The organism is Pseudomonas sp. 9_2_1, assembly GCF_059295275.1.
The window spans coordinates 178052-204764 of the sequence record NZ_CM181239.1; the positions used below are offsets into that span (position 1 = coordinate 178052).

Genomic DNA, 26713 nt, shown 5'->3' on the forward strand with positions numbered 1-26713 from the left:
AGCCCTTTCGCGACGCAACGCCGCTCCTACAATGGATCGCGTCAGCCAGGCGGGCGCTACGCAGGCTCTTTTCTGCCTTCTTCCGACAGCGCATACTCTGGCGCCGGCCCTGCGCGGCCGGCGATCTTTGCCTATGCTGCTGTCTACCAACAAGGAACCAACGTGACGAGGGACACCGCCATGTTCTACGTGCAACGCGACGCCACCGGCCAGTTGCAGCGAGTAGAAGCAGCCGCTTTTGACGAATTCACCGAAATGCTCCCCGCCGACCATGCCGATATCCAGGAATGGTTTGCCGATGATGTGGTGGAAAACAGCCTTAATCAGCTCAAGCAAAGTGACCTGGACATGATCCGCGTGCTCGAGGACCTGATCGATGTGCTGACCGCCAAGGGCGTATTCAAGATCACCGACCTGCCTGCCGGTGCGCAGGCCAAATTGCTCAACCGTTCAACGGCGCGAAAGGCGCTCAGCAGCCTCAACAACCTTATCGATGAAGACGAGCAGGGCGGCTTGATCTGATTCTCGGCGCCGCCAATCCTGGTGAGGGCCAGTACAGGTCATCAACTAAGGTACTGCGCCGCCGCATTGCTCAGGATCTTGCCAATCTCTTCCCGCAACGGGCCAGGCTGCTCCACCACCACCCCATCCCCATGGCTCAACAGCCACCAACGCAACGGCCAGCCGTCGCTCACCGTGGCGCGCAACCGATGCCCATGCTCCAGCGCCGTCAACTGCATGTCGCCACTCAGCGGCGTATCCCGCAGCTGCCGCGCCAGTGCATCGCTGATGCGTGCCACCAGCTCCACCCCTTCACCCTGGGTTGGCTGCAACGCATCACCGCGCAGATACGTCAGCAAGTCGAAATTGCTGCGCAACTCGCCGACCGCGCTGGCCGACCAGTGCCAGCCGAACGGGATGCTCTTGTCATTGCGTTCCAGCGGAAAAATCAGCGACAGCTCATTGAGGTCTCGCTCGACCGTACGCTTGCTGACAGAGAAGCCCACATCACGCAGGCGCCATACCAATTCGGCGCTGGTAATGCCTGGGGAGCGGCTGGGCAGTTGGCGCAGCAGCGCCCACTGACGGCTGAGGGTGGCGCGGGTTGTGGCGAACGGCAAAATGTAACGTCCTTGTCTAGGCTTGCCGCAATAGGATGGCGGCACGCGAGGGGCATGGCAATTGGCCACAGCCTGCTCAGATCAAGGAAGTCGCATTTGGTTGCCTCGTGCCGAATCGTTCGCGACAGGTTTTGACGTGACATCACGCAGAATCACGCCTCATCACAGCCGAAGGTTGGGGTTGTGCGTCGTTCAATGAGGATGAACATGTCTGCTGCCAGCAATATCCATTCGCTGCTTGCCCGCCTTCTGCCCGAGCGGGTCATCGCCCCTCCGGCCCCTGTCGGGAGACGACAGCGGCTGTTTGCCGGGGTGGGCTTGCCCAGCCAGCGGTCACTGTTGGTCAACCGCCTGGACGAAGCCAGCGACCTGCAGGCGGTGTATGCCGACCTGCGCCGTCAGGCGTTGCAAGGCAGCGTAGCCGCGCTGAACGACCTTGGCTGGATCTGGCTCAACGGCAAGTACTGGCGCGCCGACACCCTGCTGGCCGGGCACCTGCTGCGCATGGCGGCGCTGCAAGGTAATGCTGCGGCGTGGTTCAACCTTGGGCAGCAGCACTACTTCGGCAAAGGCATCGACGCCTCCTATGTGCAGGCGGCGGAGTGTTACCGCCAGGCCTTCGAGCGGGGCATGCTACATGCCGCCGCGGCCTTGGGTGACTTGTACGAGGAGGAGGTGTGCGATGGCGATCTGGACTGGCAGGTCGACCTGGTGCAGGCCTACCAGTGGTTCATGCGTGGGGCCGAGCGGGGCGAGGCGCGGTGCCGCTTTGAAGTGGGTTACCGGTTGATGCATGGGCTGTATGTGCAGGCCGACCTGAAGGCTGCGCTGTACTGGCTGGAGCTGGCGGCAGCGGCAGGGGTGGTGCAGGCGGCCGAAGAGCTGGCGGTGCATTTCAGCAGCCGTGACGCGATGCGATACCAGGAGTGGCGTGACCGGGCGGTGCAGATGGGCAGCACATTGGCCTTGACCATGAAGCTGGAAGACCAGATTCAGCCCTGAGTTTTGTGTCGCCTGTGCCGTCCTCTTCGCGGGTGAACCCGCTCCCAGATGAAAACCACAAACCTCAGAATTTGTGGAGTACCTGTGGGAGCGGGTTCACCCGCGAAGAGGCCCGAACAGGCAGTGCTAAACCCCCAGCATGAACAACAATTCATCCATACCCCCCGTCACCCCCTGTTGACGACAGGGGGTGGGGCAGGCGTATATTGATAGTTAGCAAACTATGAATATCCTTGGTTCCTTTCATGCCCCTTGATCTCCTGCGCCTGCAAGTCAGCAGCGGCATGGTGGTTGCCGCCCGCCATTGGCGGCGCATCTGCCATACCGCCCTGACGGGCTACGGCATTTCCGAAGCCTGCGCGGCACCCTTGCTGATGATCGTGCGCCTGGGCGATGGCGTGCACCAGGTGGCCGTGGCCCAGGCTGCCGGCCTGGAAAGCCCGTCGCTGGTGCGCCTGCTCGACCAACTGTGCAAGGCCGGCCTGGTATGCCGCAGCGAAGACCCGCTCGACCGTCGCGCCAAGGCTCTGAGCCTGACCGACCAGGGCCGTGCCTTGGCCGAAGCCATCGAAGCCGAGCTGGTGCGCCTGCGCCGCGAGGTGCTGCATGGCATCGACCAGGCCGACCTCGAAGCCGCCTTGCGTGTACTGCGAGCCTTCGAAGCTGCCGGCCTGGGCAGCGCTGGCGGGGCGGCATGAACGGTTTCTTCAGCTCGGTACCGCCGGCCCGTGACTGGTTCTACGGCGTGCGTACGTTTGCCGCGTCGATGATTGCCCTGTACATCGCCTTGCTCTTGCAGCTGCCACGGCCTTACTGGGCCATGGCCACGGTGTACATCGTCTCCAGCCCGTTCGTCGGGCCGACCAGCTCCAAGGCCTTGTATCGCGCGCTGGGCACGCTGCTCGGCGCCGCCGGGGCGATCTTCCTGGTGCCGCCGCTGGTGCAATCGCCACTGCTGCTGAGCATTGCCATCGCCTTGTGGACTGGCACCTTGCTGTTCCTCTCGCTGAACCTGCGCACAGCCAACAACTACGTGCTGATGCTGGCCGGCTACACCTTGCCGATGATCGCCCTGGCGGTGGTCGACAACCCGCTGGCGGTGTTCGACGTCGCGTCCTCGCGTGCCCAGGAAATCTGCCTGGGGATCGTCTGCGCGGCGGTGGTCGGGGCCATCTTCTGGCCGCGCCGGTTGGCGCCGGTGGTGGTGGGCGCCACGGGTAACTGGTTCACCGAGGCCATTCGCTACAGCGACACCTACCTGGCCCGTGAAGCCAGTGCAGACAAGGTCGGCGGCATGCGCGGGGCGATGGTCGCGACGTTCAACTCGCTGGAGCTGATGATCGGCCAGCTCGGCCACGAAGGCGCCGGCCCGCACACCCTCAAGAACGCCCGCGAGCTGCGCGGGCGCATGATCCACCTGCTGCCGGTGATCGACGCCCTCGACGATGCCCTGGTTGCCCTCGAAGGCCGTGCCCCGGCGCAGTTCGCCCAGTTGCGGCCGGTACTGGACGCCGCCCGTGAATGGCTGAAGGGCACTGCCGACAGCGCTTTGGTGGCCCGCTGGGCTGCCCTGCACGAGCAGATCGCGCGCTTGCAACCCGGCGCTGCGGCACTCGACCAGCGTGCCGAGCTGCTGCTGTCCAACGCCCTGTACCGGCTGACCGAATGGGCCGACCTGTGGCAAGACTGCTGCACCCTGCAACACGCCCTGCGCAGCGATGACGCCACACCCTGGCGCGCGGTGTACCGGCACTGGCGCCTGGGCCGCCTGACCGCGTTCTTCGACCGCGGCCTGATGCTGTACTCGGTGGCATCCACCGTACTGGCGATTGTCGTCGCCTGCGGCCTGTGGATCGGCCTGGGCTGGCACGACGGCGCGAGTGCGGTGATCCTCGCTGCCGTATCGTGCAGCTTCTTCGCCGCCATGGACGACCCGGCACCGCAGATCTACAAGTTCTTCTTCTGGACGCTGATGTCGGTCATCTTCTCCAGCCTGTACCTGTTCCTGGTGCTACCCAACCTGCACGACTTTCCGATGCTGGTGCTGGCCTTCGCCGTGCCGTTCATCTGCGTCGGCACGCTGACCGTGCAGCCACGCTTCTATCTGGGTACGTTGCTGACCATCGTCAACACCTCGACCTTCATCAGCATCCAGGGCGCCTACGACGCCGACTTCTTCACCTTCCTCAACTCCAACCTGGCTGGCCCCGTAGGCCTGCTGTTCGCTTTCATCTGGACCGTGGTGATGCGCCCGTTCGGCGTAGAGCTGGCGGCCAAGCGCATGACCCGCTTCGTCTGGCGCGACATCGTCGAAATGACCGAGCCAGCCACCCTGGCCGAGCACCGTCAGGTGGGTGTGCAGATGCTCGACCGCCTCATGCAGCACCTGCCGCGTCTGTCGCAAACCGGCCAGGACAGCGGCGTTGCGTTGCGTGACCTGCGCGTGGGGCTGAACCTGCTCGACCTGCTGGCCTACATGCCGCGTGCCGGCCAGCAGGCTCGCGAGCGCCTGAACACGGTGATCGAGGAAGTGGGCGCGCACTACGCTGCCTGCCTGCGTGCCGGCGAGCGCCTGCACGCCCCGGCCGCGCTGCTGCGCAACATGGAACGCGCGCGGCTGGCGCTGAACCTGGACGAGTTGTACGAGCGCGGCGATGCCCGCACCCACCTGCTGCATGCCCTCAGCGGCCTGCGCCTGGCCCTGCTGCCGGGTGTGGAGGTGATGCTCGAGCCCGCCGAACAACCGCAACTGCCCCCCGGGCTCGACGGAGCGCCCCTGTGATTGGTGAACTCGATATCAGCGGGGTGTTCCTGCCCACGCTGCTGGTGATGATGTTTGGCACCTACCTGCTGTTCCTGGGGGTGCACGCGGTGCTGGTGCGCCTGCATTTCTACCGCCTGGTCTGGCACCGGGCGTTATTCAACGTTGCCCTGTATGCCGTGCTGCTTGGCGCGGTGGACCACTTTTGCCGAAACCTGATGCTGCCATGAAAAAACCATTGCTTACCCTGGGCCGTGTGGTCCTGACCTTGCTGGTAGTGACCTTCGCCGCCGTGCTCGTGTGGCAGATGGTGGGCTACTACATGTTCGCCCCCTGGACCCGCGACGGCCACATCCGCGCCGACGTGATCCAGATCGCTCCGGATGTGTCCGGGCTGATCCAGAAGGTCGAGGTGCGCGACAACCAGACCGTCAAGCGCGGCGACGTGCTGTTCACCATCGACCAGGACCGCTTCACCCTGGCCCTGCGCCAGGCCAAGGCTACCCTTGGCGAACGCCAGGAAACCCTGGCCCAGGCTTCTCGCGAGGCACAGCGCAACCGCAAGCTGGGCAACCTGGTAGCGGCTGAACAGCTGGAAGAAAGCCAGTCCCGCGAGGCCCGTGCCCGTTCGGCCGTCAGCGAGGCGCAGGTGGCGGTCGATACCGCGCAGCTGAACCTCGACCGCTCGGTGGTGCGCAGCCCGGTGGACGGTTACCTCAACGACCGTGCGCCGCGTAACCACGAATTCGTCACTGCCGGCCGCCCGGTGCTGTCGGTGGTCGACAGCGCCTCGTACCACGTCGACGGCTACTTCGAAGAAACCAAGCTGGGCGGCATTCACATCGGCGACGCCGTGGATATCCGCGTGATGGGCGACAACACCCGCCTGCGCGGCCATGTGCAGAGTTTTGCCGCCGGCATCGAAGACCGTGACCGCAGCAGCGGCGCCAACCTGCTGCCCAACGTCAACCCGGCGTTCAGCTGGGTGCGGCTGGCCCAGCGCATCCCGGTGCGCATTGCTTTTGACGAAGTCCCGCAAGACTTCCGCATGATCGCCGGGCGCACCGCCACGGTGTCGATCATCGAGGGCCAGCGCCCATGAAACAGCTGATCCTGGCCGGCCTGTGCCTGTCGCTGGGCGCCTGCATGATGGTAGGGCCCGATTATGAGGTGCCGAAGGACGCTGCCGTGCAACGCAGCGACCTGAACGGCCCGCTGCGCCAGGATGCCGATAGCGTGGTGTCGGCACCCGTGCCCGAGGACTGGTGGCAGCTGTATCAGGATCAACGGCTGAACCAACTGGTGCGCCAGGCCTTGAGCGCCAACACCGAACTGCGCGTGGCTGCCGCCAACATCGCCAGGGCCCGCGCCCAGGTTGAAGTGGCTCAATCCCAGGGCGGATTCAACGGTGGTATCAAGGCTGGGGCGCAGCGCCTGCAGGAGTCTGGCGAAGCCTTCCTGCAGCCGGAGAAGGTGCCGGTAGCCAACATCGGCGAGGCCATCATCAGTGCCTCGTACCAGTTCGACCTGTGGGGCACTTTCAAGCGCGGCACCGAGGCCGCCAAGGCCAATGCCGACGCGGTACAGGCCGCTGCGGACACCGCCCGCATCACCTTGGTTGCGGACGTGGTCAGGGCCTATACCCAGGTGTGCTCGGCCAATGAGGAGTACCACATCGCCCGTGAGTCGCTGGATTTGCAGGAGCAGGGCGTGAAGCTCAATCAGCGCCTGCGCGATGCCGGCCGTGGCGACGAAACCCAGGTCACCCGCTCGCAGACCCAGTTCAAGTCGCTGCGCGCCGAATTGCCACGCTTCAAGGCCGAGCGCGAGACCGGCATGTACACCCTGGCCGCCTTGCTGGCCAAACCGGTCGATCAGTTGCCTGCTGGCACTGCCGACTGCGCCGAGCTGCCGCACCTGAAGCAGCTGGTGCCAGTGGGCGATGGCGCGGCGCTGCTCAAGCGCCGCCCGGACGTGCGCCAGGCGGAACGCCAGCTGGCCGCTGCCACTGCCTCTATCGGCGTGGCCACGGGTGCGCTGTACCCGGACATCAGCATCGGCGCCCAGGTCGGCACCATTGGTATTCTGGAGAACCTTGGCAAACCGGCGACCAACCGCTGGGGCTTCGGCCCGCAGATCAGCTGGACCATCCCCACCAACGGCACTCGAGCGCGCATCCGCATGGCGCAAGCGTCGACCCAGGCGGCGTTGGCGAATTTCGATGGTGTGGTGCTGAATGCCATTCGCGAAACCCAGACCCGGCTCGCGCAATACAGCGCTCTGCTGGACCGGCGCGATGCGCTGGCCGAGGCGGAGGCGTCGGCCAGGGAAGCCGCGGACCAGACGCACCGGTATTACCAGGCCGGGCGTGAGTCGTTCCTGGCGGATTTGCAGGCCACGCGCACCTATACCGATGTGCGTGCGCAGCTGGCAGCGGCCAATAGCCAGGTGGCGTTGGGGCAGATTGGGGTGTTCCTGGCGTTGGGTGGGGGCTGGAAGGACGCCGCCAGGCCTTGAGGCCCAATCGCCGGCAAGCCAGCTCCCACCTCGACCGCGTCGGCGTAAAGCCATGTGCAATACCTGTGGGAGCTGGCTTGCCGGCGATAGAAACTCCCAGACAACACATGATCAGAGCCAAATCGCATCCCAATGCGGATAATCGCCAACCCTTGAAACCAGCCCCGCCCGCTTTGGGTTCAAGACTATGTACCGAGCCACCGCTTGTACATCGTCCTCCCTGCGCAATGCCCGGTCGTGAAAGCCCTTCTGCCAGAGCCGCCCACTTCGTCCTGTGTGCCTGTTGATCATCACTGTGCTCCGGGATTTAACCCGGCGCATTACACGCCTCAAGCTGGCCGGCCCAAGCTCGACCAGCCAATGAAAGTGGTCAGGCATTACCACCCAGGCCAATGACCTGACATCGCCTTCCTCTTGAGCCTGGCGTAACTCCGCCACCATCAATCTTGCGCAGTGGAAGTCACTGAACATTGGAACCCTGTCCAAGGTTGTGCTGGTGAGCAGATATAACCTGCTGGTCTCCGAAAATCGGCCGAGCCTTAACTTGTCTGAGTGGGGACGATCCATGTGCGCTCTCTCCTGATGAACTGCTCATCAGGCTAGTGGGAATGGACTTACCGGCGATGAATGAATTGGTACCCAGTATTTCCAGTAGCATCGGCGCAGCTTCATCGTTAGCAAGCCAGCTCCCACTCCGACCGCATCGCCCTCAAGTCAAGTGCATACCTGTGGGAGCTGGCTTGCCGGCGATTGAGGCCCTGGCAGGCCACGCCCCCATCAATCCCGATGCCACCTCGCTTCATCTGATTTGTACCAGGATTTTTCATGAAATCCGCCCAGCACCCTTGAGAGAAGCAAAGTGGAAGTGAACAATGTTCTCTTTCGCATTCCCTTCGAGACTGGCCATGAATACCCGTACCCGTCTGCTTGCCTGGTTGCTAGGCCCGTTGTTGGCGCTGTGCAGCACCCTGGCGCAGGCAGAAGCCCCTGCCGAGGCCACCAAGGCCCTGCACCTGCTGGACTACATTGGCGCCGACTACCCGCCGACCGTGCAAGACGGCAAGGTGATCGACGACAGCGAATACCGCGAGCAGCAGGAGTTCAGCGCGGTGCTGGCCGATCTGGTCAGCGGCTTGCCTGCGCATGCCGAACAGGCGGCGCTGGGCCAAGGCGTCCAGGCGCTGCGCCAAGCCATCGACCAACGTGAAGATGGCGCGACAGTCGCCAGGCAGGCGCGCCAGCTGGGTGCACGCCTGGCGGTGGCCTACGAGGTCAGCCAGGCCCCGGTGATCACCCCGGACCCGGCGCGTGGCGCTGCGCTCTACGCGCAGAACTGCTCGATCTGCCACGGCGACACGGGCGCAGGTGATGGCCCGGCGGGCGTGGGGCTGGAGCCTGCACCCGCCAACCTGCGCGATGTCTCGCGCCTCGACCAGTTAAGCCTGTTCGACCTGTACAACACGCTGGCGCTGGGTATCGACGGCACCGAGATGCCGTCGTTTGCCGACCAACTGGATGACCGCCAGCGTTGGGATATCGCCGCTTATATCGCCAGCTTCACCGCCAAGCCGGAAGCCGGCAAAGGCGACAGGACCTGGAACATCGCCGACCTGGCCCGCCAGACTCCGGCCGAGGTCGCTGCCAATGAAGGCGCTGCGGTGCTGGAAGCATTTCGCGCCCAGCGGGCCCAGCCGCCGCAGGTAAAACGCGGCCCGGCGCAGCTGCTCGAATACACCTCCAGCACCTTGGACAAGAGCCTGGCGGCCTACCGTGCAGGTGACCACGACCAGGCCTATGACCTGTCGGTGGCTGCCTACCTGGAGGGCTTCGAACTGGTGGAAAGCTCGCTGGACAACGTCGATACCCAAGTGCGCAAGGACACTGAAAAGTCGCTGATGGCTTATCGTCAGTCGCTGCAGGACGGGTTGCCCGTGGCCCAGGCCGAGCAACGTCTTGGCGAAGCCAAGGCCAAGCTCGACCAGGCTGCCAAGCTGCTGGGCAGTGATGGCCTCAGCTGGTCGTTGAGCTACATCTCCGGTTTGCTGATCCTGCTGCGCGAAGGCCTTGAAGCGATTCTGGTGCTGGCGGCGATCCTCGCGTTCCTGCGCAACACCGGCCAGCAATCGGCGGTGCGCAGCGTCAACGTCGGCTGGGCCCTGGCGCTGGTCGCCGGCTTCGCTACCTGGGCCCTGGCGGCCTATGTGATCGACGTGGGCGGTGCCCAGCGTGAGCTGCTGGAAGGCTGCACGGCGCTGTTTGCCGCGGTGATGGTGCTGTGGCTCGGCGTGTGGATGCACGACCGCCGTCACGCCGCCGCCTGGAAGGACTACATCAAAAGCAGCCTGGTCAGCGGCGGCGGGCGTTTCGGCTTTGCCGTGCTGGCGTTCTTCTCGGTATACCGTGAACTGTTCGAAGTGATCCTGTTCTACGAGACCCTGTGGCTGCAGGCAGGCCCTGCCGGGCATCAGGCGGTGCTGGCCGGTGGCGCTACTGCGCTGGTGCTGCTGGTGGGCCTGGCCTGGGTGATTTTGCGCGGCTCGGCCAAGCTGCCACTGACGCTGTTCTTCAGCATCAACGCCGCACTGCTGTGTGCATTGTCGGTGGTATTCGCCGGTCATGGGGTGAAGGCGTTGCAGGAAGCCGGGGTGCTGGGCACGCGGCCGGTGGCGTTCTTCGAGTTCGACTGGCTGGGGATTCACGCCGATGCCTACTCGCTGTCGGCGCAGGCGGTGGCGTTGCTGGCCATCGTGGTCCTGTACGGGCGCTCGTGGCTGGCGGAAAAGCGCAGGGCTACAGCCAACTGACCGGGGGCCGCGCTGCGGCCCATCGCCGGCAAGCCAGCTCCCACACCGACCGCATCGGCTTCAAGCCATGTGCAGTACCAGTGGGACCTGGCCACATTGGCTTCAAGCCATGCACAGTACCTGTGGGAGCTGGCTTGCCGGCGATGGGCTGCAGCGCAGCCCCTTGCAATCTCGGCTCAGGCCGGTTGTGGCGCCTTGAGAATGTTCTGCAGTAGCTGGACACTATCTACGGCGTCATGACCCAGGCTGGTCAGATAACCGCCATCAGGTTGATCGGTCAGCCCTTTATCATACAGGCGTTGCGCTGCTGCGATCAGGGCAGGTGCGGCGTTGCTGTTTATCTTGATGCCTTCCTGGCTGCTGTCGTGTTTGAACAGCGCGAGTACTTCCAGTTCGTCGATCAGATCGGGGGTAAAAGGCATGGCGACTCCTGACTTCCAGACAAGGATTACGGCACCGTTCAACGGTGCCTGACCTTCGAGTGTAGTCGGGTTATTCGTCGTCGCCTTGATCCATCTCAGGTGGCAGCTCTGGCAGCGCTCGTAGCGCGTTCTCATACCACTCGCGGTCGAACTCGCGGTCTTCCTTCAGCATGTTGTCAACCTCGAAGGCCAGCACATGGGCCATCAGGTTGAGAATGTCTTCACGCTCGTAACCGACCAGGCTCAGTTTGTTGAAGGTGGCCTTGGCTGCCGCCGGATCGCCGCTTTCAATCTGGTTTTCGATGGCCTGGGTCAGCGTCGCCTCGGCGAAGGCTTCGTCGTCATTGTCGATGTCGGTTGGCTCGCTCATGGCGGTGCTCCTGTGATGGGATGCACAGTGTGCCATGCCCGTGGCGGCAATGCCTGGTCATCGACCGGGTGCATGACACTGGTCAGGGGCATGCGATAGGGCTATAAAAGCCGGGCCATCCCCATACGGCCTGGAGGCTGTTACCCCATGCTCAAGCTTCACGGATTCTCGGTCAGCAACTACTACAACATGGTCAAGCTGGCCCTGCTGGAAAAAGGCCTGCCCTTCGAGGAAGTCACCTTCTATGGCGGCCAGACCCCAGGCTCGCTGGAAGTCAGCCCGCGCGGCAAAGTGCCCGTACTGGAAACAGAACAGGGCTTCCTCAGCGAAACCAGCGTGATCCTCGACTACATCGAGCAGACCCAGCCCGGCAAGGCGCTGCTGCCGAGCGATGCGTTCGGGCAGGCCAAGGTGCGCGAGCTGCTGAAAGAAATCGAGCTGTACATCGAACTGCCAGCCCGTACCTGCTACGCCGAGTCGTTCTTTGGCATGTCGGTGGAACCGCTGGTCAAGGAGAAGGCCCGAGCCGACTTGCTGGCCGGGTTTGCCACGCTCAAGCGCAACGGGCGTTTTGCCCCTTATGTAGCGGGTGAGCAACTGACGCTGGCAGACCTGATGTTCTGCTTCTCGGTCGATCTGGCGTACGCGGTGGGCAAGAAGGTACTGAACATCGACTTGCTGGCGGACTTTCCGCAGGCCAAGGCGCTGCTGCAGCTGATGGGCGAGAACCCGCACATGGCGCGGATCTTGGCAGACAAGGAGGCCTCGATGCCGGCCTTCATGGAGATGATTCGTAGCGGCAAGCGCTAACTGGGCCCAGTGCAAATCCTTGTAGGAGCAGCGCAAGGCTGCTCCTACAACAGCAGGGCAGTGGATCAGCCTTGGCGCGAAGCCAGCAGGGCGTTGCCACGAACAACGGCAGCACGCACCTGCGCCGGTGCAGTACCACCAATGTGGTCACGCGCATTCACCGACCCTTCCAGGGTCAGCACGGCAAACACGTCCTGCTCGATCTGGTCGCTGAACTGGCGCAGTTCGTCCAGGCTCATCTCGGCCAGGTCCTTGCCGGTGTCCACGCCGTACTTCACCGCGTGGCCAACGATCTCATGGCAGTCACGGAACGGCAGGCCACGGCGGACCAGATAGTCGGCCAGGTCGGTGGCGGTCGAGAAACCGCGCAGGGCCGCTTCACGCATGATGGCGTGCTTGGGCTTGATCGCCGGGATCATGTCGGCAAAGGCGCGCAGCGAGTCGCGCAGGGTGTCGGCGGCGTCGAACAGCGGTTCCTTGTCTTCCTGATTGTCCTTGTTGTAGGCCAGCGGCTGGCCCTTCATCAGGGTCAGCAGGCCGGTCAGGGCGCCGAACACGCGGCCGGTCTTGCCGCGTACCAGCTCTGGCACGTCCGGGTTCTTTTTCTGCGGCATGATCGAGCTGCCGGTGCAGAAGCGATCGGGCAGGTCGATGAACTGGAACTGCGCGCTGGTCCACAGCACCAGCTCTTCGGAGAAGCGCGACAGGTGCATCATCGCGACGCTGGCTGCGGCGCAGAATTCGATGGCGAAGTCACGGTCCGAAACGCCGTCCAGCGAGTTGCCGGCCACGGCTTCGAAGCCCAGCAGCTTGCAGGTGAGTTCACGGTCGATCGGGTAGGTGGTGCCCGCCAGTGCGGCGCTGCCCAGGGGCATGCGGTTGGTGCGTTTGCGGCAGTCGACCAGGCGCTCGTAGTCGCGGCTGAGCATCTCGAACCAGGCCAGCAGGTGGTGGCCGAAGGTGACCGGCTGGGCCGTCTGCAGGTGGGTGAAGCCAGGCATGATGGTTTCGGCTTCACGCTCGGCCTGCTCCAGCAGGCCCTGCTGCAGGCGGGTGATTTCGGCCAGGATCAGGTCGATTTCGTCACGCAGCCACAGGCGGATGTCGGTGGCCACCTGGTCGTTGCGGCTACGGCCGGTGTGCAGCTTCTTGCCGGTGATGCCGATGCGGTCGGTGAGGCGCGCCTCGATGTTCATGTGCACGTCTTCGAGGTCGACGCGCCAGTCGAAGTTGCCGGCCTCGATCTCGCCCTGGATGGTATTCAGGCCATCAATGATGGTATCGCGCTCGGCATCGCTGAGCACGCCGACCTGCGCCAGCATGGTGGCATGGGCGATCGAACCCATGATGTCGTGGCGGTACAGGCGCTTGTCGAAGTCGACCGAGGCGGTGAAACGGGCGACGAATGCGTCGACGGGCTCACTGAAGCGGCCGCCCCAGGACTGATTGGTCTTGTCGGTGCTCATGGATTCACTCATTGCAGGCGTGAACGAAAAAGTGGCGCCGATGATAGCAGGGTTGGGCTGGCTGCCGCAGGGCGCCGGTCGACAGAAATGCCCGGAAAACGGCGCTGAAGGATTTCAAGGAATGAACGGCAGTGTTCCACGGACCGTCTACAGTTGGACAGAGGACTGGCGGTGAATCTGCCAGCCGAGTGAATCTTTGGCCATCGCACCGGTCTAGAGCGTGACCGCAGTGTCGCTCGAACCACACCTGTCTACGCTATACCTGTGCGAGACTCATTCAGGAATCCAGCGCAATTATGAATGTCCTGATCGTTGATGACGAACCCCAAGACCGTGAACGGCTCACCCGGCTGCTCGGCGAACTGGAGGGTTACACCGTACTGGAGCCCAGCGCCACCAACGGCGAGGAGGCCCTGGCGCTGATCGAAAGCCTCAAGCCCGATGTGGTCCTGCTGGACATCGGCATGCCAGGCCTGGACGGCCTGCAGGTTGCTGCTCGCCTGTGCGAGCGCGAGGCGCCGCCGGCGGTGGTGTTTTGCACCGGTGACGATGAATACGGTGCCGAGGCTTTCAAGGACAGTACCCTCAGCCATGTAACCAAGCCTTTCCACGGCCAGGCGCTGCGCGATGCCTTGCGCAAGGCCGAAAAACCCAACCGCGCCCAGTTGGCGGCGCTCACCCGGCCGGCCAATGAAGGTGGCGGCCCGCGTAGCCACATCAGTGCCCGCACGCGCAAAGGGATCGAGTTGATCCCGCTGCCCCAGGTGATCTATTTCATCGCCGACCACAAGTACGTGACCTTGCGCCATGAAGCCGGGGAAGTGCTGCTCGACGAGCCGCTCAAAGCCCTGGAAGACGAGTTCGGCGAACGCTTCGTGCGCATCCACCGCAACGCGCTGGTCGCCCGTGAGCGTATCGAACGCCTGCAGCGTACCCCGCTGGGGCATTTCCAGCTGTACCTCAAGGGCCTGGATGGCGATGCCCTCACTGTCAGCCGGCGCCATGTGGCCGGTGTACGCAAGATGATGCAGACCCTCTAAACCTGCACCGGCCCATCGCCGGCAAGCCAGCTCCCACAGGTGAAGCGCCAACCTTGAACCTTGCAGGGGACCTGTGGGAGTTGGCTTGCCGGCGATTGGGCCGGTACAGGCAAGTACAGGATCCTGATCCGTATCTGCTAGCGATACCAGCGATGCTGTTATCATCGACAGCATTTCTCTGGATCGGGGCGTTTCATGTCCACTCGCGAAATCCGCATTGCCACCCGTAAAAGTGCCTTGGCCCTGTGGCAGGCCGAATACGTCAAAGCCCGCCTCGAACAGGCTCACCCCGGGCTGCTGGTAACCCTGGTGCCCATGGTCAGCCGTGGTGACAAGCTGCTCGACGCGCCGCTGGCGAAAATCGGCGGCAAGGGCCTGTTCGTCAAGGAACTGGAAACCGCCCTGCTGGACAACGAGGCCGACATCGCCGTGCACTCGATGAAGGACGTGCCCATGGACTTCCCCGAAGGCCTGGGCCTGTTCTGCATCTGCGAGCGCGAAGACCCGCGCGATGCCTTCGTGTCCAACCGTTTCGCCAGCCTCGAAGCATTGCCTGCCGGCAGCATCGTCGGCACCTCCAGCCTGCGGCGCCAGGCGCAGTTGCTGGCGCGCCGCCCGGACCTGCAAATCCGCTTCCTGCGCGGCAACGTCAACACCCGCCTGGCCAAGCTGGATGCCGGCGAGTACGACGCCATCATCCTCGCCGCCGCCGGCCTGATCCGCCTGGGCTTCGAAGACCGTATCACCGCCAATATCAGCGTCGACGACAGCCTGCCGGCTGGCGGCCAGGGGGCGGTAGGCATCGAATGCCGTAGCGCTGACCAGGAAATCCACGCCCTGCTGGCGCCACTGCACCATGTCGATACCGCCGACCGGGTGGTGGCCGAACGCGCCCTGAACAAACACCTGAATGGTGGCTGCCAAGTGCCGATCGCCTGCTACGCGGTGCTCGAAGGCGATCAACTCTGGCTGCGTGGCCTGGTCGGCCAGCCCAGCGGAGGTACCCTGTTGGTGGCCGATGCCCGCGCTCCCCGCGCGGCCGCCGAAAGCCTGGGCGTACAAGTGGCCGAAGACCTGCTGGGCCAGGGCGCCGAGGCCATCCTCAAGGAAGTCTATGGCGAGGCCGGCCACCCGTGAGTGAATGGCGCCTGTTGCTGACCCGGCCTGCCGAGGACTGCGAGGCGCTGGCGCAATGCCTGGCGGCAGCGGGGGTGGGCAGTAGCTGCCTGCCGTTGCTGGCGCTGGAGCCTGTGGCTGTGGATGCCCGGCAACGCCTGCTGCTGGAAAGCCTGCATGGCTTTGCCGCGATCATCGTGGTCAGCAAACCGGCCGCCAGGCTGTTGCTCGAGCAACTGGCCGAGGCTGGCCTGCGGCCTCCACAGCAAGGCTGGTTCACCGTGGGCGAGGCCACCGCCGCAGTACTGCAGGGCGCAGGCCTCGAGGTAAGCTTCCCGCCGCGTGGTGATGACAGCGAGGCCTTGCTGGCCATGCCTGGCCTGCACCAGGCGCTGGAGGTGGCAGCGCCATGCGTCTTGATCGTTCGTGGCGTCGGAGGTCGCGAACTGCTGGCAGAGCGTCTTGCACAGCAAGGTGCTAGTGTCGATTATCTGGAACTGTATCGTCGCTGCCTTCCGGCTTACCCGCCGGGCACGCTGATGCGCCGCATCGAAGCGGAACGCCTCAATGGCCTGGTGGTCAGCAGTGGGCAGGGTTTTGAACACTTGCAGCAAATGGCCGGCGCCGATTGGCCGCAGCTGGCACAGCTGCCGCTGTTCGTGCCAAGCCCGCGGGTCGCCGAACAGGCCAGGGCCGCCGGGGCCCAACAGGTTGTGGATTGCCGTGGCGCCAGTGCCACGGCCTTGCTGGCAGCCGTGCAGCGCAGCGCTGCACCTGCCTCTTAAGGCGCTAAGCTGAACGCGATGCGCCCCCATGCAAAGGATGGATACGTGAGCGAGACTGTCTTGTCCAATAACGATCAGCCGTCGGCACAGACGCCGGCGGACCCCGTTGCCCCGCCTCCTGCCAAGCGCTCTGGCAGTGGCCTGGCAGCACTGGCCCTGCTATTGGGCGCGGCCGGGGTCGCAGTAGGTGGCTGGGGTGTCTGGCAGGTGCGTCAACTGCAAGGCAGCGAGTTCAACCAGGGCCAGCACCTCGAGGCGCTGAACCAGCGCACCGAAGCCCTGCAGCAACGCGAGCAGCAAATCAGCGCGCAGCTGGCCAGCCTGCCGGCAGCCAGTGAGCTGGAAGACCGCCGCCGCCTGGTGGCGCAGCTGCAAGGCGACCAGCAGCGTCTCAGCCAGCGTCTGGAAACCGTGCTTGGCGAGAGCCGCAAGGAATGGCGCCTGGCCGAGGCCGAGCACCTGTTGCGCCTGGCGACCCTGCGCCTGTCGGCCCTGCAGGACATCACCAGTGCCAAGGCGCTGGTCGAGGGCGCCGACGAAATCCTGCGCGAGCAAAGCGATCCGGGCGCCTTCGCTGCCCGCGAGCAACTGGCACGCAGCCTGGCCACGCTCAACAGCACCCAGCAGCCTGACCGTACCGGCCTGTTCCTGAAGCTGGCCGCGCAGCGTGAGCTGGTGCAGCAGCTCAGCGCCCAGTCGCCCGAATTCGACAGCAATGCCGATGCCCTGGGTGCCCTGACCTCAGACGGTGATGGTGCCAGCCGCCTGTCGCAGTGGTGGGCTGAGATCTCCAAGTACTTCCAGATCGACTTCAACGCCGATGACAACGTGCGGCCTCTGTTGGCCGGGCAGCAACTGAACCAGCTGCGCCTGGCCCTGAGCCTGACCATCGAACAGGCCCAGTGGGCCGCGCTCAATGGTGACGCCAAGGTCTACAGCCAGGCGCTGGACGATGCCCGCAGCGTGCTGCTGGCCAACTTCAACGCCGACAACCCGCAAAGCAAGGCCATGCTCGACAGCCTCAATGCCCTGGCCGACCAGCCGGTGTCGGTGGTCACGCCTGACCTCAGCGAAAGCCTGGCTTCGGTGCAGGCCTATATCCAGCGCCGTCATCTGCCGGCCGAGGCTGGAGGGGGCAAGCCATGAAGCGTGTCTACCTGCTGGCGGTGCTGGCGATCGTGATCGCAGCGGCGCTGGGCATTGCTGTCGCCAAGCACAGCGGCTATGTGCTGGTTTCCTATGGCAGCTTCCGCTATCAGTCCGGGCTTTGGGCAGCCTTGGCCGGCTTGGTGGCCGTGGTCGCGGTGCTGTGGTTGCTGCGTTACCTGGTGGGCCTGGTGCTGACCTCCAGTGGCGTGGTCAACCCATGGTCGCGGCGTAACCGCAGCCGGCGTATCCGCCTGTCCATCGAACAGGGCCAGCTGGACCTCGCCGAGGGCCGTTGGGCCAGCGCTCAGCGCCACCTGCACCGTGCCGCCGAGGCCGAGCGGCAGCCGCTGCTGTACTACCTGGGTGCCGCGCGGGCGGCCAACGAGCAAGGCCGTACCGAAGACAGCGACAACCTGCTGGAGCGTGCCCTGGAGCGCCAACCGCAAGCTGAACTGGCCATCGCCCTGACCCACGCCCAGTTGCAGATGGACCGTGGCGAAAGTGATGGTGCCCTGGAAACCCTGCTGGCCATGCAGGAACGTCACCCGCACAACAGCCAGGTGCTGCGCCTGCTGCAGCGCCTGTACCTGGAGCGCGGCGACTGGTCGGCACTGATCCGCCTGTTGCCCGACCTGCGCAAGGGCAAGGTTTTGCCGGCTTCCGAGCTGGCGGCGCTGGAGCAACGCGCCTGGGGCCAGAACCTGAGCCTGGCGACGACCCGTGGCGAGGACGCGCAAGCTGCACGTCAGGCCCTGGAGCGAGCCTGGCAGCAGTTGACTGCGGCCCAGCGCCAGGAGCCGCAACTGGTGCTGGCCTATGCCGAGCAGTTGCGCCAGGTGGGCGCCGAAAGCGAAGCCGAGCAGGTGTTGCGCACGGCCCTCAAGCGAGACTACGAAAGCCACCTGGCACGCCTGTACGGCCTGGTGCGCGGTGACGACCCGGCACGCCAACTGCAAACCGCCGAAGGCTGGTTGAAGGCTCACCCGCAAGACGCCAGCCTGCTGCTGACCCTGGGCCGCCTGAGCCTGCAGAACCGTCTGTGGGGCAAGGCGCGTGACTACCTTGAAAGCAGCCTGCGCATGGAGCGCAACCCCGAGGCCTGTGCCGAGCTGGCCCGCTTGCTTGCCGGCCTGGGCGATACCGAACGCAGCAACCAGCTATTCCAGGAGGGCCTCGGCCTGCTGGACGAGCGTCTGCTGGCCCTGCCTTTGCCAGAAGGCGTACGCGCCTGACCTACCCCATGGCCCGCGCCAAGGTGCGGGCCATGGGGGCGGGTAGCTTTTCCATTGATGTAAGTCATATCTGCCGTCCTTTTCTTCAGACGTTTCCTACCGCTCTGGTAGAAATATCCTTCGCGACTCAGCGACTTCTCGCTACTGTCTCGCCTTGAAACAATGCGCGTCGTTCCTCTACTGTTTCAAGCCACTACATTTTCCCCGGACTTTCCCCGCCCATGCTGCCGGCCCGTTTGCGCACATTTTTTCTTCCTGCCTGCCTGGCCGCACTGACGGTACTGGCCGCGTCCTTCCAGCTTGAAAACATGCTCGGGCTGGTGCCGTGCCCGTTGTGCCTCAGTCAGCGGTTGGTGCTTGGCGTGTATGCGTTGCTGTGCCTGGCGGCGGTGTTGCAGGCACCAGGCGGGCAGGGCATCCGGCATTACGCGCGGGCGACGTTGGGCTGCTCCCTGGCCGGCGCGTTGCTGGCCGCACGGCATGTCTGGTTGCAGGGTGCCGATGGGGCGAGCCATGGCTGCCCCGTGCCGATCGGGCGGTTGCTCGAGCAATCCTGGGGCGAGGCTGCCCGGCAACTGTTGCTCGGTGGCCCGGGTTGCCACTCGCTGACCTGGAGCTTTCTTGACCTCACCCTGCCCGAGTGGAGCCTGCTGGCCTTTCTGCTTTTGGCGATGCTGCCCTTGAGCTGCCTGCTGGCGTATCGTTTCCGCAGCCTGGCAAGAACCTGACCTGGCGCAAGGCGGGGCCATTAGTGCGACCAATGGCGATATCACCGGGTATTAAACACTTGTATGAACTTAGTCTGCTGCGTACCTTGAAGGGCAGGCCGTGCGGGAATAATCTCCCAGCACGCATACTGAAAACACAACTGCTCGATGCCGTCCTGCTGATGTCACCTTTGTGCTTCGTCTTCGTCGCGCGAGGTGCAGCGGCATCTACCCAGAAGGGAAGAGATCGCCATGCTCGATAGTTGTCAGAACGCCCAGGAACGCTGGGGTGGGGTTCATGATCTGATCGACCGTTGGCTGAAGGAGCGCCAGGAACTGGTGCAGGCTTTCCGCGCACTGCGCGATTTGAAGCCGGCCTTCGCCGACAAGGACACGAACGGGGATTTTTGCGGCCTGCTGGTCGACTACGTTTCGGCGTGGCATTTCGAAGTCTGCGAGCAGCTGGTCAGTGAGGCCAAGGCGTTCGATGACCAGAAGGCGCTGAAGCTGGCCGAGGAGATCAACCCGCGGATCAACGACAGCACCCAGATCGCATTGGCGTTCAATGATCATTGCGCCAAGGGCGAATGCAAGGACACCGAGCGTTTCGCCGAGAAGCTGACCAAGTTGGGCGCTCTGTTGCACGAGCGCTTCGAGCTTGAAGACTGCCTGATCGAGGTATTGCACAACGCCCACAAGGAAGAAGGTGCGGTCGAGGCCTGAGGGCGTGCGTCAGTCGCCAACCGCCAGCAGCTCGATTTCGAATACCAGTGGCGTGTAGGGTGCAATCAAGTCACCCGCGCCCTCGGCACCGTAGGCTTGTGCTGACGGAATCACCAGGCGCCATTTGGCGCCAGCGTGCATCTGCGGCAATGCCACTTGCCAGCCTTCGATTACCGAGTCCAGGCTGAACCACTGAGGGGTCTGGTTCTGGTCGAACACCGAGCCATCCGGCAGCCTGCCTACATAGCGCACCTGTACCTTCCCGCCCGGTTTCGGCTGCGCGCCAGTGCCAGCTTGCAGTTCGCTGTACAGCACACCTTCCGGTAATTCATGCATGCCGTAACGCCCGCGCTCATTGGCCATGAAGCGTGTTTCGGCAGCCTGCAACTTTTGCGTGGCGGCATCGCCTTCCTGTGTTTCGTGCTGCTGGAGCACGGCCTGCATGCGTGCCTTGTCCAGCTTCAAAGGTTGGCCCTGGTAGGACTGGCGCAGCCCCTCGACCAGCGCATCCAGCTGCAGGCCTGGCATGTCCTGACGCAGCCGCTCGCCCAGGCTGGCGCCCAGGCTGTAGGCAAGGTCGTGCTCATCGCTGTCCGCCAGGGCGATGGGTGCCAGCAGGCACAAACCTAAAACAAGATATCGAGGCATGGTCGGCTCCTGGCGCGCAGTCCGTGTAGGAGCGGCCTTGTGTCGCGATAGGGGTGCGAAGCGCCCCCAGGGTTTGTGCATCAAGCTGATATTGCCGGGGCCGCTTTGCGGCCCATCGCGACACAAGGCCGCTCCTACAGGGATGCGTTGCAAGGCAACTGGCAAATATCAGCAATGATTAATTCTGCAACTACACTTTCATGCAGCTGCAAGATAACAACTTTGCCCAGGCATGCAACGCGGCGTAAATATTACTGTCAACATGCCCTAGCGGCGGTAGCAGCAGAAGCATAGTATGAGCCGCAATCTCGTCAGCCAGGAGGTAAACCATGTCGGCCAAGAAGAAGCCAGTAAGTACGCCGTTGCACCTGCTCCAGCAACTTTCGGGCAGCCTGCTCGAACACTTGGAAGATGCCTGCTCACAAGCGCTGGCTGATGCGGAGAAACTGCTGGCCAAGTTGGAAAAGCAGCGTGGCAAGGCTCAGGAAAAACTGCACAACGGTCGCCTGAAACTTCAGGATTCGGCCAAGGCAGGTAAAGCCAAGGCGCAGAACAAGGCGCAAAAAGCCATCGGCGAACTTGAAGACCTGCTCGATTCCCTCAAGGAACGTCAGACCCAGACTCGCGCGTATATCCAGCAACTCAAGCGTGATGCTCAGGACAGCCTGAAACTGGCCCAGGGTGTAGGCAAGGTTCGCGAAGCAGCTGCCAAGGCGCTTGATCAGCGCGCCGCCAAGACCACCAAGCCAGCTGCGGCCAAGCCAGCGACCAGAGCTACTGCTGGGGCGAAACCTGCGGCCAAGCCAGCTGCCAGAACTGCTGCTGCAGCCAAACCTGCTGCCAAGCCAGCTGCCAGAACTGCTGCTGCGGCGAAGCCTGCAGCCAAGCCAGCTGCCAAAGCCGCTGCTGCAGCCAAACCTGCAGCCAAGCCAGCTACCAAAGCCGCTGCTGCAGCCAAACCTGCGGCCAAGCCAGCTGCCAAAGCCGCTGCTTCAGCCAAACCTGCGGCCAAGCCAGCTGCCAAGGCCGCTGCTTCAGCCAAACCTGCGGCCAAGCCAGCTGCCAAAGCTGCTGCAGCCAAACCAGCGGCCAAGCCAGCAGCCAAAGCTACTGCTGCGGCCAAGCCGGCGCCAGCGAAAGCCGCTGCCGCCAAGCCAGCTGCAAAACCAGCTGCCGCCAAGGCACCGGCACGTACAGCGGCCAAACCCGCTGCAAAGCCAGCCGCCGCCAAACCGGCCGCCAGCAAGCCAGCCGAAGCGAAACCGTCTACGCCCGCCAGCACCCCGGCCACTGCGACCAACTCAGCTTCTCCGGCAGCTTCGACAGGCGCTTCGGCACCTGCCAGCACCCCGGCTCAGGCACCTTCTTCGGCGTCCTGAAGCGCGGCCGCCGCGACGCGCAACCGACCCAGCGCGTCGTGGTGCCGAGCCTGTTCCGGCGCCAGCCGGGTCAGCCAATCGTCCGTGGGCTCAGCCGAGTCCGCGGGCCACTGTAGCGAGCGTTTCTGCAAGCGCTCCAGCAAGGCCTTCTCGGCCTGCAGCTCCAACCCCTTGACCTGATCACGCAAGGTCGCCAGCTGCGCATCATCCTGCGCTGCAGCTCGCCATTGCTGGCGCAAGGTGCGTAAGGGGGTGACCACTTCTTGCTGCCAGCGCTGGGCAACCTCGCGCAGCGCCTGCACGCGCGCGTCCCCCACCGCTACCCCACGTGCTTGCAGCCAGGTTGCGCACAGCAGCAGGCAGACATCGCCACCCAGCGCCTGCAGGTCAAGGCAGGCGGCCTCTACGCCGGGCTTGGTATACAGGGCCAGGGCGTGATTCCACAGGTCGGTGTGCATGGTTCCACTCGCGCTATGGGCCGAGGAAGCTGGTAGACTCCGCGACCATCATGATCAGACTATCCAACCTCACTTTACAGCGTGGTCCGCAGCGCTTGCTAGATGGCGCCGAGATGACCCTGCACGCCGGTCACAAGGCCGGCCTGATCGGCGCCAACGGTGCCGGAAAATCCAGCCTGTTCGCCTTGCTGCGCGGTGAGCTGTCGCCCGATGGCGGCGATTGCCTGCTGCCCGGTGACTGGCGCATTGCCCACATGCGCCAGGAGGTCGACACCCTCGACCGCCTGGCCGTGGACTATGTGCTCGACGGCGACGTGCGCCTGCGCAAGGTCCAGGCCGAACTGGCGGTGGCCGAGCAAGCCCACGACGGCACCGCCCTGGCACGCCTGCACAGTGAGCTGGAAAGCGCCGACGGTTATACCGCCGACGCCCGTGCGCGCAAGTTGCTGGCGGGCCTGGGCTTCACCAACGAGCAGATGGATCGCCGCGTCGGCGACTTTTCCGGTGGCTGGCGGATGCGCCTGAACCTGGCCCAGGCATTGATGTGCCCTTCCGACCTGCTGCTGCTCGACGAGCCCACCAACCACCTGGACCTGGATGCCATCCTGTGGCTTGAAGACTGGCTCAAGGGCTACCCCGGCACGCTGTTGCTGATCTCCCACGACCGCGACTTCCTGGATGCCGTGGTCGACCATGTGCTGCACGTCGAACAGCGCAAGCTGAACCTTTACAAGGGCGGCTACAGCGCCTTCGAACGCACCCGTGCCGAACGCCTGGCGCAACAGCAGCAAGCCTACGAGAAGCAGCAGGCGCAGCGCGCGCACATGGAAAAGTACATCGCCCGCTTCAAGGCGCAAGCCACCAAGGCCCGCCAGGCTCAAAGCCGGATCAAGGCCCTGGAGCGCATGGAGGAGCTGTCTGCGGCGCATGTCGATTCGCCGTTCGACTTCGTCTTCCGCGAATCGCAGAAAATCTCCAGCCCGTTGCTGAGCATGTCCGAAGGCCGCCTGGGTTATGGTGACAAGGCCATCCTCGACAAGGTCAAGCTGCAGCTCACACCGGGTGCGCGTATCGGCCTGCTCGGCCCCAACGGTGCCGGCAAGTCGACCCTGATCAAGAACCTCGCCGGCGAGCTCGAACCGCTGTCCGGCCGCCTGGTACGTGGCGAAAACCTGGCCGTTGGCTATTTCGCCCAGCACCAGCTGGACTCGCTGGACGACAAGGCCAGCCCGCTGCTGCACCTGCAGCGCATTGCCCCCACCGAGCGCGAACAGACCCTGCGCGACTTTCTGGGTGGTTTCGACTTCCACGGTGCCCGCACCGACGAGCCGGTAGTGAATTTCTCCGGTGGCGAAAAGGCCCGCCTGGCGCTGGCCCTTATCGCTTGGGAGCGGCCGAACCTGCTGCTGCTGGACGAGCCGACCAACCACCTCGACCTGGAAATGCGCCTGGCGCTGACCATGGCCCTGCAGGAGTTCGAGGGGGCGGTGGTGGTGGTATCCCACGACCGTCACTTGCTCAAGAGCACCACCGACGATTTCCTGCTGGTGGCCGACGGCAAGGTCGATACCTTCGATGGCGACCTCGACGATTACAGCCGCTGGCTGGTCGAGTTCCGCCAGCGCAGCGCCCCGGCCAGCGCTGCCCCGGTCAACCCGGACAAGACCGACAAGAAAGCCCAGCGCCAGGCTGCGGCAGCCTTGCGCCAGCAACTGGCCCCGCACAAGAAAGCCGCTGACAAGCTGGAAAGCGAGCTCAACCAGGTGCACGCGCAACTGGCCGAGATCGATACCGTCATGGGTGACGGCGGTCTGTACGAAGCTGCACGCAAGGATGAGTTGCGTGACCTGCTGGCGCGCCAGACCAAGCTCAAGCAGCGCGAAGGCGAGCTGGAAGAGGCCTGGATGGAAGCGCTGGAGACCCTCGAAAGCATGCAGGCGGAGCTTGAGGCGCTGTCTTGATCGGGGGGCTTGGATTGGGTGAGGACTGAAGGGTGTTCGCCTTGACTCTTTCAGCGCCTGTGAGATCGAGCGCCGCGCGGGCGGCGCTCGGTCTCATAGACGATGCAGGTCTCAAGGCGAACGCCCCCAAAAATAACTGGTTATTTTTTCACCAACGCCTTAGCTTAACGTTTTGCAACATATGTTCGAGCGAGGTGCGTGATGTCGATGGAAGTATGGTTGGGCTTCTTTGCCGCCTGTTGGGTGATCAGCCTTTCACCCGGTGCCGGGGCGATCGCCTCGATGTCCAGCGGCCTGCAATATGGCTTCTGGCGTGGTTACTGGAACGCCCTGGGCCTACAGTTGGGCCTGATTGTCCAAATCGCCATTATTGCCGCCGGTGTCGGAGCCGTGCTGGCTGCCTCTGCCACGGCCTTCCAGGTCATCAAATGGTTCGGCGTTGGCTACCTTGTCTACCTGGCTTACAAGCAGTGGCGAGCCCTGCCGATGGACATGAGCGACGAGTCCGCCGTGCGCCCGATCGGCAAGCCGCTTAGCCTGGTATTCCGTGGCTTCCTGGTCAACGTCAGCAACCCCAAGGCGTTGGTGTTCATGCTGGCGGTGCTGCCGCAGTTCCTCAACCCGCATGCGCCGCTGTTGCCGCAGTATGTGGCCATCACGGTAACCATGATCAGCGTGGACATGCTGGTGATGGCGGGCTACACCGGCCTGGCCTCGCGGGTGCTGCGCCTGCTGCGTACGCCCAAGCAGCAGAGGCGTCTGAACCGCACGTTTGCCGGGTTGTTCATTGGTGCCGCTACCTTCCTGGCTACCCTGCGCCGCGCGCCCCTCTGATACACCGCAGGCAAGGCATTCGCAGGCTCGCCGACGAATGCCTTGCCGCTATTCCTGCCGGTCCATCAACCCCTTGAGCAAATCCACCGGCAACGGGAAGACAATGGTCGAGCTCTTGTCCCCGGCAATCGCGCCCAGCGTCTGCATGTAGCGCAACTGCATCGCCCCCGGCTCCTTGCCCAGCATCTGCGCCGCCTGCATCAGCTTTTCCGACGCCTGCAATTCGCCCTCGGCATGGATCACCTTGGCCCGTCGTTCGCGCTCGGCCTCGGCCTGGCGGGCGATGGCGCGTACCATCGATTCGTTGAGGTCGACGTGCTTGATCTCGACGTTGGCCACCTTGATGCCCCAGGCATCAGTCTGCGCATCCAGCACCTGGCGGATATCCGCATTCAGCTGTTCGCGCTCGGCCAGCAATTCATCCAGTTCGTGCTTGCCGAGCACCGCGCGCAGGGTGGTCTGGGCCAACTGGCTGGTCGCCACCATGAAGTCCTCGACCTGGATGATCGCCTTTTGCGGGTCGAGCACACGGAAGTACAGCACGGCGTTGACCTTGACCGAGACATTGTCGCGGGTGATCACATCCTGCGTCGGTACATCCAGCACCACGGTGCGCAGGTCGACCCGGACCATTTGCTGGATCACCGGGATCAACAGGATCAGCCCCGGCCCCTTCACCTGCCAGAAGCGTCCCAGCTGGAACACCACGCCGCGCTCGTATTCGCGCAGGATGCGAAATGCCGACAGCAACAGCATCGCCACAACGACTGCTATCGCGCCGAAACCCACTTGCATGAACATGCTCACGCTCCTTGCGCCGCCAGCCCGGCGGCGCTGACTTCCAGCATCACGCCATTGCGCGCGGTCACCCGCACGTTCTGGCCGGCTTGCAGCGGTGTCGCGCATTGCACTTGCCATTGCTCGCCTTGCGCCAGCACCACGCCACGCAACGGGTTGCCCGCCATCACCTGGGTGACGGTGGCCAGGCTACCCAGCAGGCCGGCGTCGCCGCTTACCAGCGCCCGTCGGCGCGCCTTCACGGCCGTCGCCAGCACCCCACCGATCAGCAGTACCAGCAGCAGTGCCACCGTAGCGACCAAGGCCAGCGGGAGGCCGAAGCCGGGGGTATCGGTGTCGATCAGGCACAGCGCGCCGACCACGAAGGCGATGATGCCGGCAAAGCCGACTACGCCGTAGTTGGGCAGGAAGGCTTCGGCGAGCATGAAGGCGATGCCGAGGAGGATCAGTGCCGCGCCGGCGACACTCACCGGCAACAACAGCACGGCTTGCTCACCGGCCGCAGCCTGACCGCTCGGCGTGATGCCAAGCAGCAACAGCAGCAACAGCCAGCGCCAGCAGCGGGCGATCACCTGTCGTCACCTCGGTCGTCCTCATACAACAAGTTTAG

27 protein-coding genes and 1 pseudogene are annotated in these 26713 nt (G+C 64.2%); 19 read left to right on the forward strand and 9 right to left on the reverse strand.

What is annotated here, in order from left to right; genetic code table 11:
- Positions 1-180: 180 nt before the first annotated feature.
- Positions 181-522, forward strand: coding sequence for a tryptophan synthase subunit beta (locus AC5O5I_RS00680; protein ID WP_172229823.1), 342 nt, complete (start codon positions 181-183; stop codon positions 520-522).
- 41 nt (positions 523-563) lie between these two features.
- Here the strand turns inward: AC5O5I_RS00680 and AC5O5I_RS00685 are convergent, their stop codons facing one another.
- Entirely contained in the window at positions 564-1121 is a 558-nt protein-coding gene (locus AC5O5I_RS00685; RefSeq protein ID WP_172229820.1) for a WYL domain-containing protein, read from the reverse strand.
- Between the two features lie 207 nt (positions 1122-1328).
- Here AC5O5I_RS00685 and AC5O5I_RS00690 point away from each other — a divergent pair, with 207 nt between their 5' ends.
- The 6 genes from AC5O5I_RS00690 (at position 1329) to AC5O5I_RS00715 (ending at position 7401) form a co-directional block, all read left to right on the forward strand.
- Positions 1329-2123, forward strand: a complete 795-nt coding sequence (locus AC5O5I_RS00690; protein WP_172229817.1) for a tetratricopeptide repeat protein — start codon at positions 1329-1331, stop codon at positions 2121-2123.
- 245 nt (positions 2124-2368) lie between these two features.
- Positions 2369-2821: a MarR family winged helix-turn-helix transcriptional regulator gene (locus AC5O5I_RS00695; protein WP_172288157.1), complete on the forward strand. Its 453-nt coding sequence runs from the start codon at positions 2369-2371 to the stop codon at positions 2819-2821.
- Positions 2818-4905, forward strand: a complete 2088-nt coding sequence (locus AC5O5I_RS00700) for an FUSC family protein (protein WP_494511911.1) — start codon at positions 2818-2820, stop codon at positions 4903-4905. Before AC5O5I_RS00695 ends, AC5O5I_RS00700 begins: the two co-directional genes overlap by 4 nt.
- Positions 4902-5114 carry a DUF1656 domain-containing protein gene (locus AC5O5I_RS00705; RefSeq protein ID WP_003255905.1) on the forward strand — a complete coding sequence of 71 codons (213 nt, stop codon included), beginning with the start codon at positions 4902-4904 and terminating at the stop codon, positions 5112-5114. Before AC5O5I_RS00700 ends, AC5O5I_RS00705 begins: the two co-directional genes overlap by 4 nt.
- Entirely contained in the window at positions 5111-5986 is an 876-nt protein-coding gene (locus tag AC5O5I_RS00710) for an efflux RND transporter periplasmic adaptor subunit (RefSeq protein ID WP_172225497.1), read from the forward strand. Before AC5O5I_RS00705 ends, AC5O5I_RS00710 begins: the two co-directional genes overlap by 4 nt.
- On the forward strand, positions 5983-7401 hold the full coding sequence (locus tag AC5O5I_RS00715) for an efflux transporter outer membrane subunit (protein WP_172225494.1): 1419 nt from the start codon (positions 5983-5985) through the stop codon (positions 7399-7401). The genes AC5O5I_RS00710 and AC5O5I_RS00715 overlap by 4 nt, the downstream gene beginning before the upstream one ends.
- Positions 7402-7512: 111 nt before the next feature.
- Here the strand turns inward: AC5O5I_RS00715 and AC5O5I_RS00720 are convergent, their stop codons facing one another.
- Positions 7513-7968 carry an REP-associated tyrosine transposase gene (locus AC5O5I_RS00720; RefSeq protein WP_494511912.1) on the reverse strand — a complete coding sequence of 152 codons (456 nt, stop codon included), beginning with the start codon at positions 7966-7968 and terminating at the stop codon, positions 7513-7515.
- A 305-nt stretch (positions 7969-8273) separates the two neighbouring features.
- Here AC5O5I_RS00720 and AC5O5I_RS00725 point away from each other — a divergent pair, with 305 nt between their 5' ends.
- Entirely contained in the window at positions 8274-10205 is a 1932-nt protein-coding gene (locus tag AC5O5I_RS00725) for an FTR1 family protein (protein WP_172286907.1), read from the forward strand.
- Between the two features lie 176 nt (positions 10206-10381).
- Here the strand turns inward: AC5O5I_RS00725 and AC5O5I_RS00730 are convergent, their stop codons facing one another.
- Entirely contained in the window at positions 10382-10627 is a 246-nt protein-coding gene (locus AC5O5I_RS00730; protein ID WP_172225479.1) for a TIGR02647 family protein, read from the reverse strand.
- A gap of 70 nt (positions 10628-10697) precedes the next feature.
- Complete coding sequence (locus tag AC5O5I_RS00735) at positions 10698-10997, reverse strand: hypothetical protein (protein ID WP_172225476.1); 300 nt, start codon at positions 10995-10997, stop codon at positions 10698-10700.
- A 147-nt stretch (positions 10998-11144) separates the two neighbouring features.
- Here AC5O5I_RS00735 and AC5O5I_RS00740 point away from each other — a divergent pair, with 147 nt between their 5' ends.
- Positions 11145-11807, forward strand: a complete 663-nt coding sequence (locus AC5O5I_RS00740) for a glutathione S-transferase (RefSeq protein ID WP_172286905.1) — start codon at positions 11145-11147, stop codon at positions 11805-11807.
- Between the two features lie 65 nt (positions 11808-11872).
- On the opposite strand, the gene argH is transcribed toward AC5O5I_RS00740, so the two are convergent.
- The gene (argH, locus tag AC5O5I_RS00745) at positions 11873-13273 is read right to left on the reverse strand and encodes an argininosuccinate lyase (protein WP_172225470.1); all 1401 of its coding nucleotides are present in this window, start codon (positions 13271-13273) and stop codon (positions 11873-11875) included.
- A gap of 296 nt (positions 13274-13569) precedes the next feature.
- On the opposite strand from argH, the gene AC5O5I_RS00750 reads away from it, so the two are divergent.
- The 7 genes from AC5O5I_RS00750 to rsd all read left to right on the forward strand — a co-directional run bounded on the left by AC5O5I_RS00750 (position 13570) and on the right by rsd (position 20025).
- A complete protein-coding gene (locus AC5O5I_RS00750) occupies positions 13570-14313 on the forward strand; it encodes a LytR/AlgR family response regulator transcription factor (protein ID WP_172225467.1) in 744 nt (247 codons plus the stop codon).
- 195 nt (positions 14314-14508) lie between these two features.
- Positions 14509-15450, forward strand: coding sequence for a hydroxymethylbilane synthase (gene hemC / locus AC5O5I_RS00755; RefSeq protein WP_172225464.1), 942 nt, complete (start codon positions 14509-14511; stop codon positions 15448-15450).
- Positions 15447-16214, forward strand: coding sequence for a uroporphyrinogen-III synthase (locus tag AC5O5I_RS00760; protein WP_372242900.1), 768 nt, complete (start codon positions 15447-15449; stop codon positions 16212-16214). The genes hemC and AC5O5I_RS00760 overlap by 4 nt, the downstream gene beginning before the upstream one ends.
- A 45-nt stretch (positions 16215-16259) precedes the next feature.
- Entirely contained in the window at positions 16260-17360 is a 1101-nt protein-coding gene (locus AC5O5I_RS00765; RefSeq protein ID WP_372242899.1) for a uroporphyrinogen-III C-methyltransferase, read from the forward strand.
- Entirely contained in the window at positions 17357-18595 is a 1239-nt protein-coding gene (locus AC5O5I_RS00770; protein WP_494511913.1) for a heme biosynthesis protein HemY, read from the forward strand. Before AC5O5I_RS00765 ends, AC5O5I_RS00770 begins: the two co-directional genes overlap by 4 nt.
- Before the next feature lie 221 nt (positions 18596-18816).
- On the forward strand, positions 18817-19323 hold the full coding sequence (locus AC5O5I_RS00775; RefSeq protein WP_172225458.1) for a disulfide bond formation protein B: 507 nt from the start codon (positions 18817-18819) through the stop codon (positions 19321-19323).
- 231 nt (positions 19324-19554) lie between these two features.
- A complete protein-coding gene (gene rsd, locus AC5O5I_RS00780) occupies positions 19555-20025 on the forward strand; it encodes a sigma D regulator (RefSeq protein WP_172225456.1) in 471 nt (156 codons plus the stop codon).
- A 9-nt stretch (positions 20026-20034) separates the two neighbouring features.
- Here rsd and AC5O5I_RS00785 read toward each other — a convergent pair whose 3' ends face one another.
- Positions 20035-20673, reverse strand: a complete 639-nt coding sequence (locus tag AC5O5I_RS00785; protein WP_172286903.1) for an FKBP-type peptidyl-prolyl cis-trans isomerase — start codon at positions 20671-20673, stop codon at positions 20035-20037.
- 329 nt (positions 20674-21002) lie between these two features.
- Here AC5O5I_RS00785 and AC5O5I_RS00790 point away from each other — a divergent pair, with 329 nt between their 5' ends.
- Positions 21003-22052 (forward strand): AlgP family protein, encoded by a 1050-nt coding sequence (locus AC5O5I_RS00790; protein ID WP_172231826.1) that lies wholly within the window; start codon positions 21003-21005, stop codon positions 22050-22052.
- Here AC5O5I_RS00790 and AC5O5I_RS00795 read toward each other — a convergent pair.
- The gene (locus AC5O5I_RS00795) at positions 22028-22510 is read right to left on the reverse strand and encodes a TIGR02444 family protein (RefSeq protein WP_172286901.1); all 483 of its coding nucleotides are present in this window, start codon (positions 22508-22510) and stop codon (positions 22028-22030) included. The two genes, AC5O5I_RS00790 and AC5O5I_RS00795, sit on opposite strands and share 25 nt — an antisense overlap.
- A gap of 50 nt (positions 22511-22560) precedes the next feature.
- On the opposite strand from AC5O5I_RS00795, the gene AC5O5I_RS00800 reads away from it, so the two are divergent.
- Positions 22561-24471: an ATP-binding cassette domain-containing protein gene (locus AC5O5I_RS00800; RefSeq protein ID WP_172231820.1), complete on the forward strand. Its 1911-nt coding sequence runs from the start codon at positions 22561-22563 to the stop codon at positions 24469-24471.
- A gap of 201 nt (positions 24472-24672) precedes the next feature.
- Positions 24673-25305, forward strand: a complete 633-nt coding sequence (locus AC5O5I_RS00805; RefSeq protein WP_494511914.1) for a LysE family transporter — start codon at positions 24673-24675, stop codon at positions 25303-25305.
- A gap of 48 nt (positions 25306-25353) precedes the next feature.
- On the opposite strand, the gene AC5O5I_RS00810 is transcribed toward AC5O5I_RS00805, so the two are convergent.
- A complete protein-coding gene (locus AC5O5I_RS00810; RefSeq protein ID WP_172232259.1) occupies positions 25354-26106 on the reverse strand; it encodes a slipin family protein in 753 nt (250 codons plus the stop codon).
- A 2-nt stretch (positions 26107-26108) separates the two neighbouring features.
- Positions 26109-26591, reverse strand: a pseudogene (locus tag AC5O5I_RS00815) (NfeD family protein); the annotation flags it as partial.
- Between the last annotated feature and the right edge of the window lie 122 nt (positions 26592-26713).

Excerpts from the sequence above, each read along its gene's own strand:
- AC5O5I_RS00690 (WP_172229817.1), top strand. The coding sequence starts at position 1,329 with ATGTCTGCTGCCAGCAATATCCATTCGCTGCTTGCCCGCCTTCTGCCC.
- AC5O5I_RS00740 (WP_172286905.1), top strand. The coding sequence starts at position 11,145 with ATGCTCAAGCTTCACGGATTCTCGGTCAGCAACTACTACAACATGGTC.
- AC5O5I_RS00735 (WP_172225476.1), bottom strand. The coding sequence starts at position 10,997 with ATGAGCGAGCCAACCGACATCGACAATGACGACGAAGCCTTCGCCGAG.
- AC5O5I_RS00725 (WP_172286907.1), top strand. The coding sequence starts at position 8,274 with ATGTTCTCTTTCGCATTCCCTTCGAGACTGGCCATGAATACCCGTACC.
- argH (WP_172225470.1), bottom strand. The coding sequence starts at position 13,273 with ATGAGCACCGACAAGACCAATCAGTCCTGGGGCGGCCGCTTCAGTGAG.
- AC5O5I_RS00750 (WP_172225467.1), top strand. The coding sequence starts at position 13,570 with ATGAATGTCCTGATCGTTGATGACGAACCCCAAGACCGTGAACGGCTC.
- AC5O5I_RS00805 (WP_494511914.1), top strand. The coding sequence starts at position 24,673 with ATGTCGATGGAAGTATGGTTGGGCTTCTTTGCCGCCTGTTGGGTGATC.
- AC5O5I_RS00810 (WP_172232259.1), bottom strand. The coding sequence starts at position 26,106 with ATGTTCATGCAAGTGGGTTTCGGCGCGATAGCAGTCGTTGTGGCGATG.
- AC5O5I_RS00775 (WP_172225458.1), top strand. The coding sequence starts at position 18,817 with ATGCTGCCGGCCCGTTTGCGCACATTTTTTCTTCCTGCCTGCCTGGCC.
- rsd (WP_172225456.1), top strand. The coding sequence starts at position 19,555 with ATGCTCGATAGTTGTCAGAACGCCCAGGAACGCTGGGGTGGGGTTCAT.
- AC5O5I_RS00730 (WP_172225479.1), bottom strand. The coding sequence starts at position 10,627 with ATGCCTTTTACCCCCGATCTGATCGACGAACTGGAAGTACTCGCGCTG.
- AC5O5I_RS00785 (WP_172286903.1), bottom strand. The coding sequence starts at position 20,673 with ATGCCTCGATATCTTGTTTTAGGTTTGTGCCTGCTGGCACCCATCGCC.
- AC5O5I_RS00700 (WP_494511911.1), top strand. The coding sequence starts at position 2,818 with ATGAACGGTTTCTTCAGCTCGGTACCGCCGGCCCGTGACTGGTTCTAC.
- hemC (WP_172225464.1), top strand. The coding sequence starts at position 14,509 with ATGTCCACTCGCGAAATCCGCATTGCCACCCGTAAAAGTGCCTTGGCC.
- AC5O5I_RS00710 (WP_172225497.1), top strand. The coding sequence starts at position 5,111 with ATGAAAAAACCATTGCTTACCCTGGGCCGTGTGGTCCTGACCTTGCTG.
- AC5O5I_RS00720 (WP_494511912.1), bottom strand. The coding sequence starts at position 7,968 with ATGGATCGTCCCCACTCAGACAAGTTAAGGCTCGGCCGATTTTCGGAG.
- AC5O5I_RS00695 (WP_172288157.1), top strand. The coding sequence starts at position 2,369 with ATGCCCCTTGATCTCCTGCGCCTGCAAGTCAGCAGCGGCATGGTGGTT.
- AC5O5I_RS00795 (WP_172286901.1), bottom strand. The coding sequence starts at position 22,510 with ATGCACACCGACCTGTGGAATCACGCCCTGGCCCTGTATACCAAGCCC.
- AC5O5I_RS00790 (WP_172231826.1), top strand. The coding sequence starts at position 21,003 with ATGTCGGCCAAGAAGAAGCCAGTAAGTACGCCGTTGCACCTGCTCCAG.
- AC5O5I_RS00680 (WP_172229823.1), top strand. The coding sequence starts at position 181 with ATGTTCTACGTGCAACGCGACGCCACCGGCCAGTTGCAGCGAGTAGAA.
- AC5O5I_RS00800 (WP_172231820.1), top strand. The coding sequence starts at position 22,561 with ATGATCAGACTATCCAACCTCACTTTACAGCGTGGTCCGCAGCGCTTG.
- AC5O5I_RS00715 (WP_172225494.1), top strand. The coding sequence starts at position 5,983 with ATGAAACAGCTGATCCTGGCCGGCCTGTGCCTGTCGCTGGGCGCCTGC.
- AC5O5I_RS00770 (WP_494511913.1), top strand. The coding sequence starts at position 17,357 with ATGAAGCGTGTCTACCTGCTGGCGGTGCTGGCGATCGTGATCGCAGCG.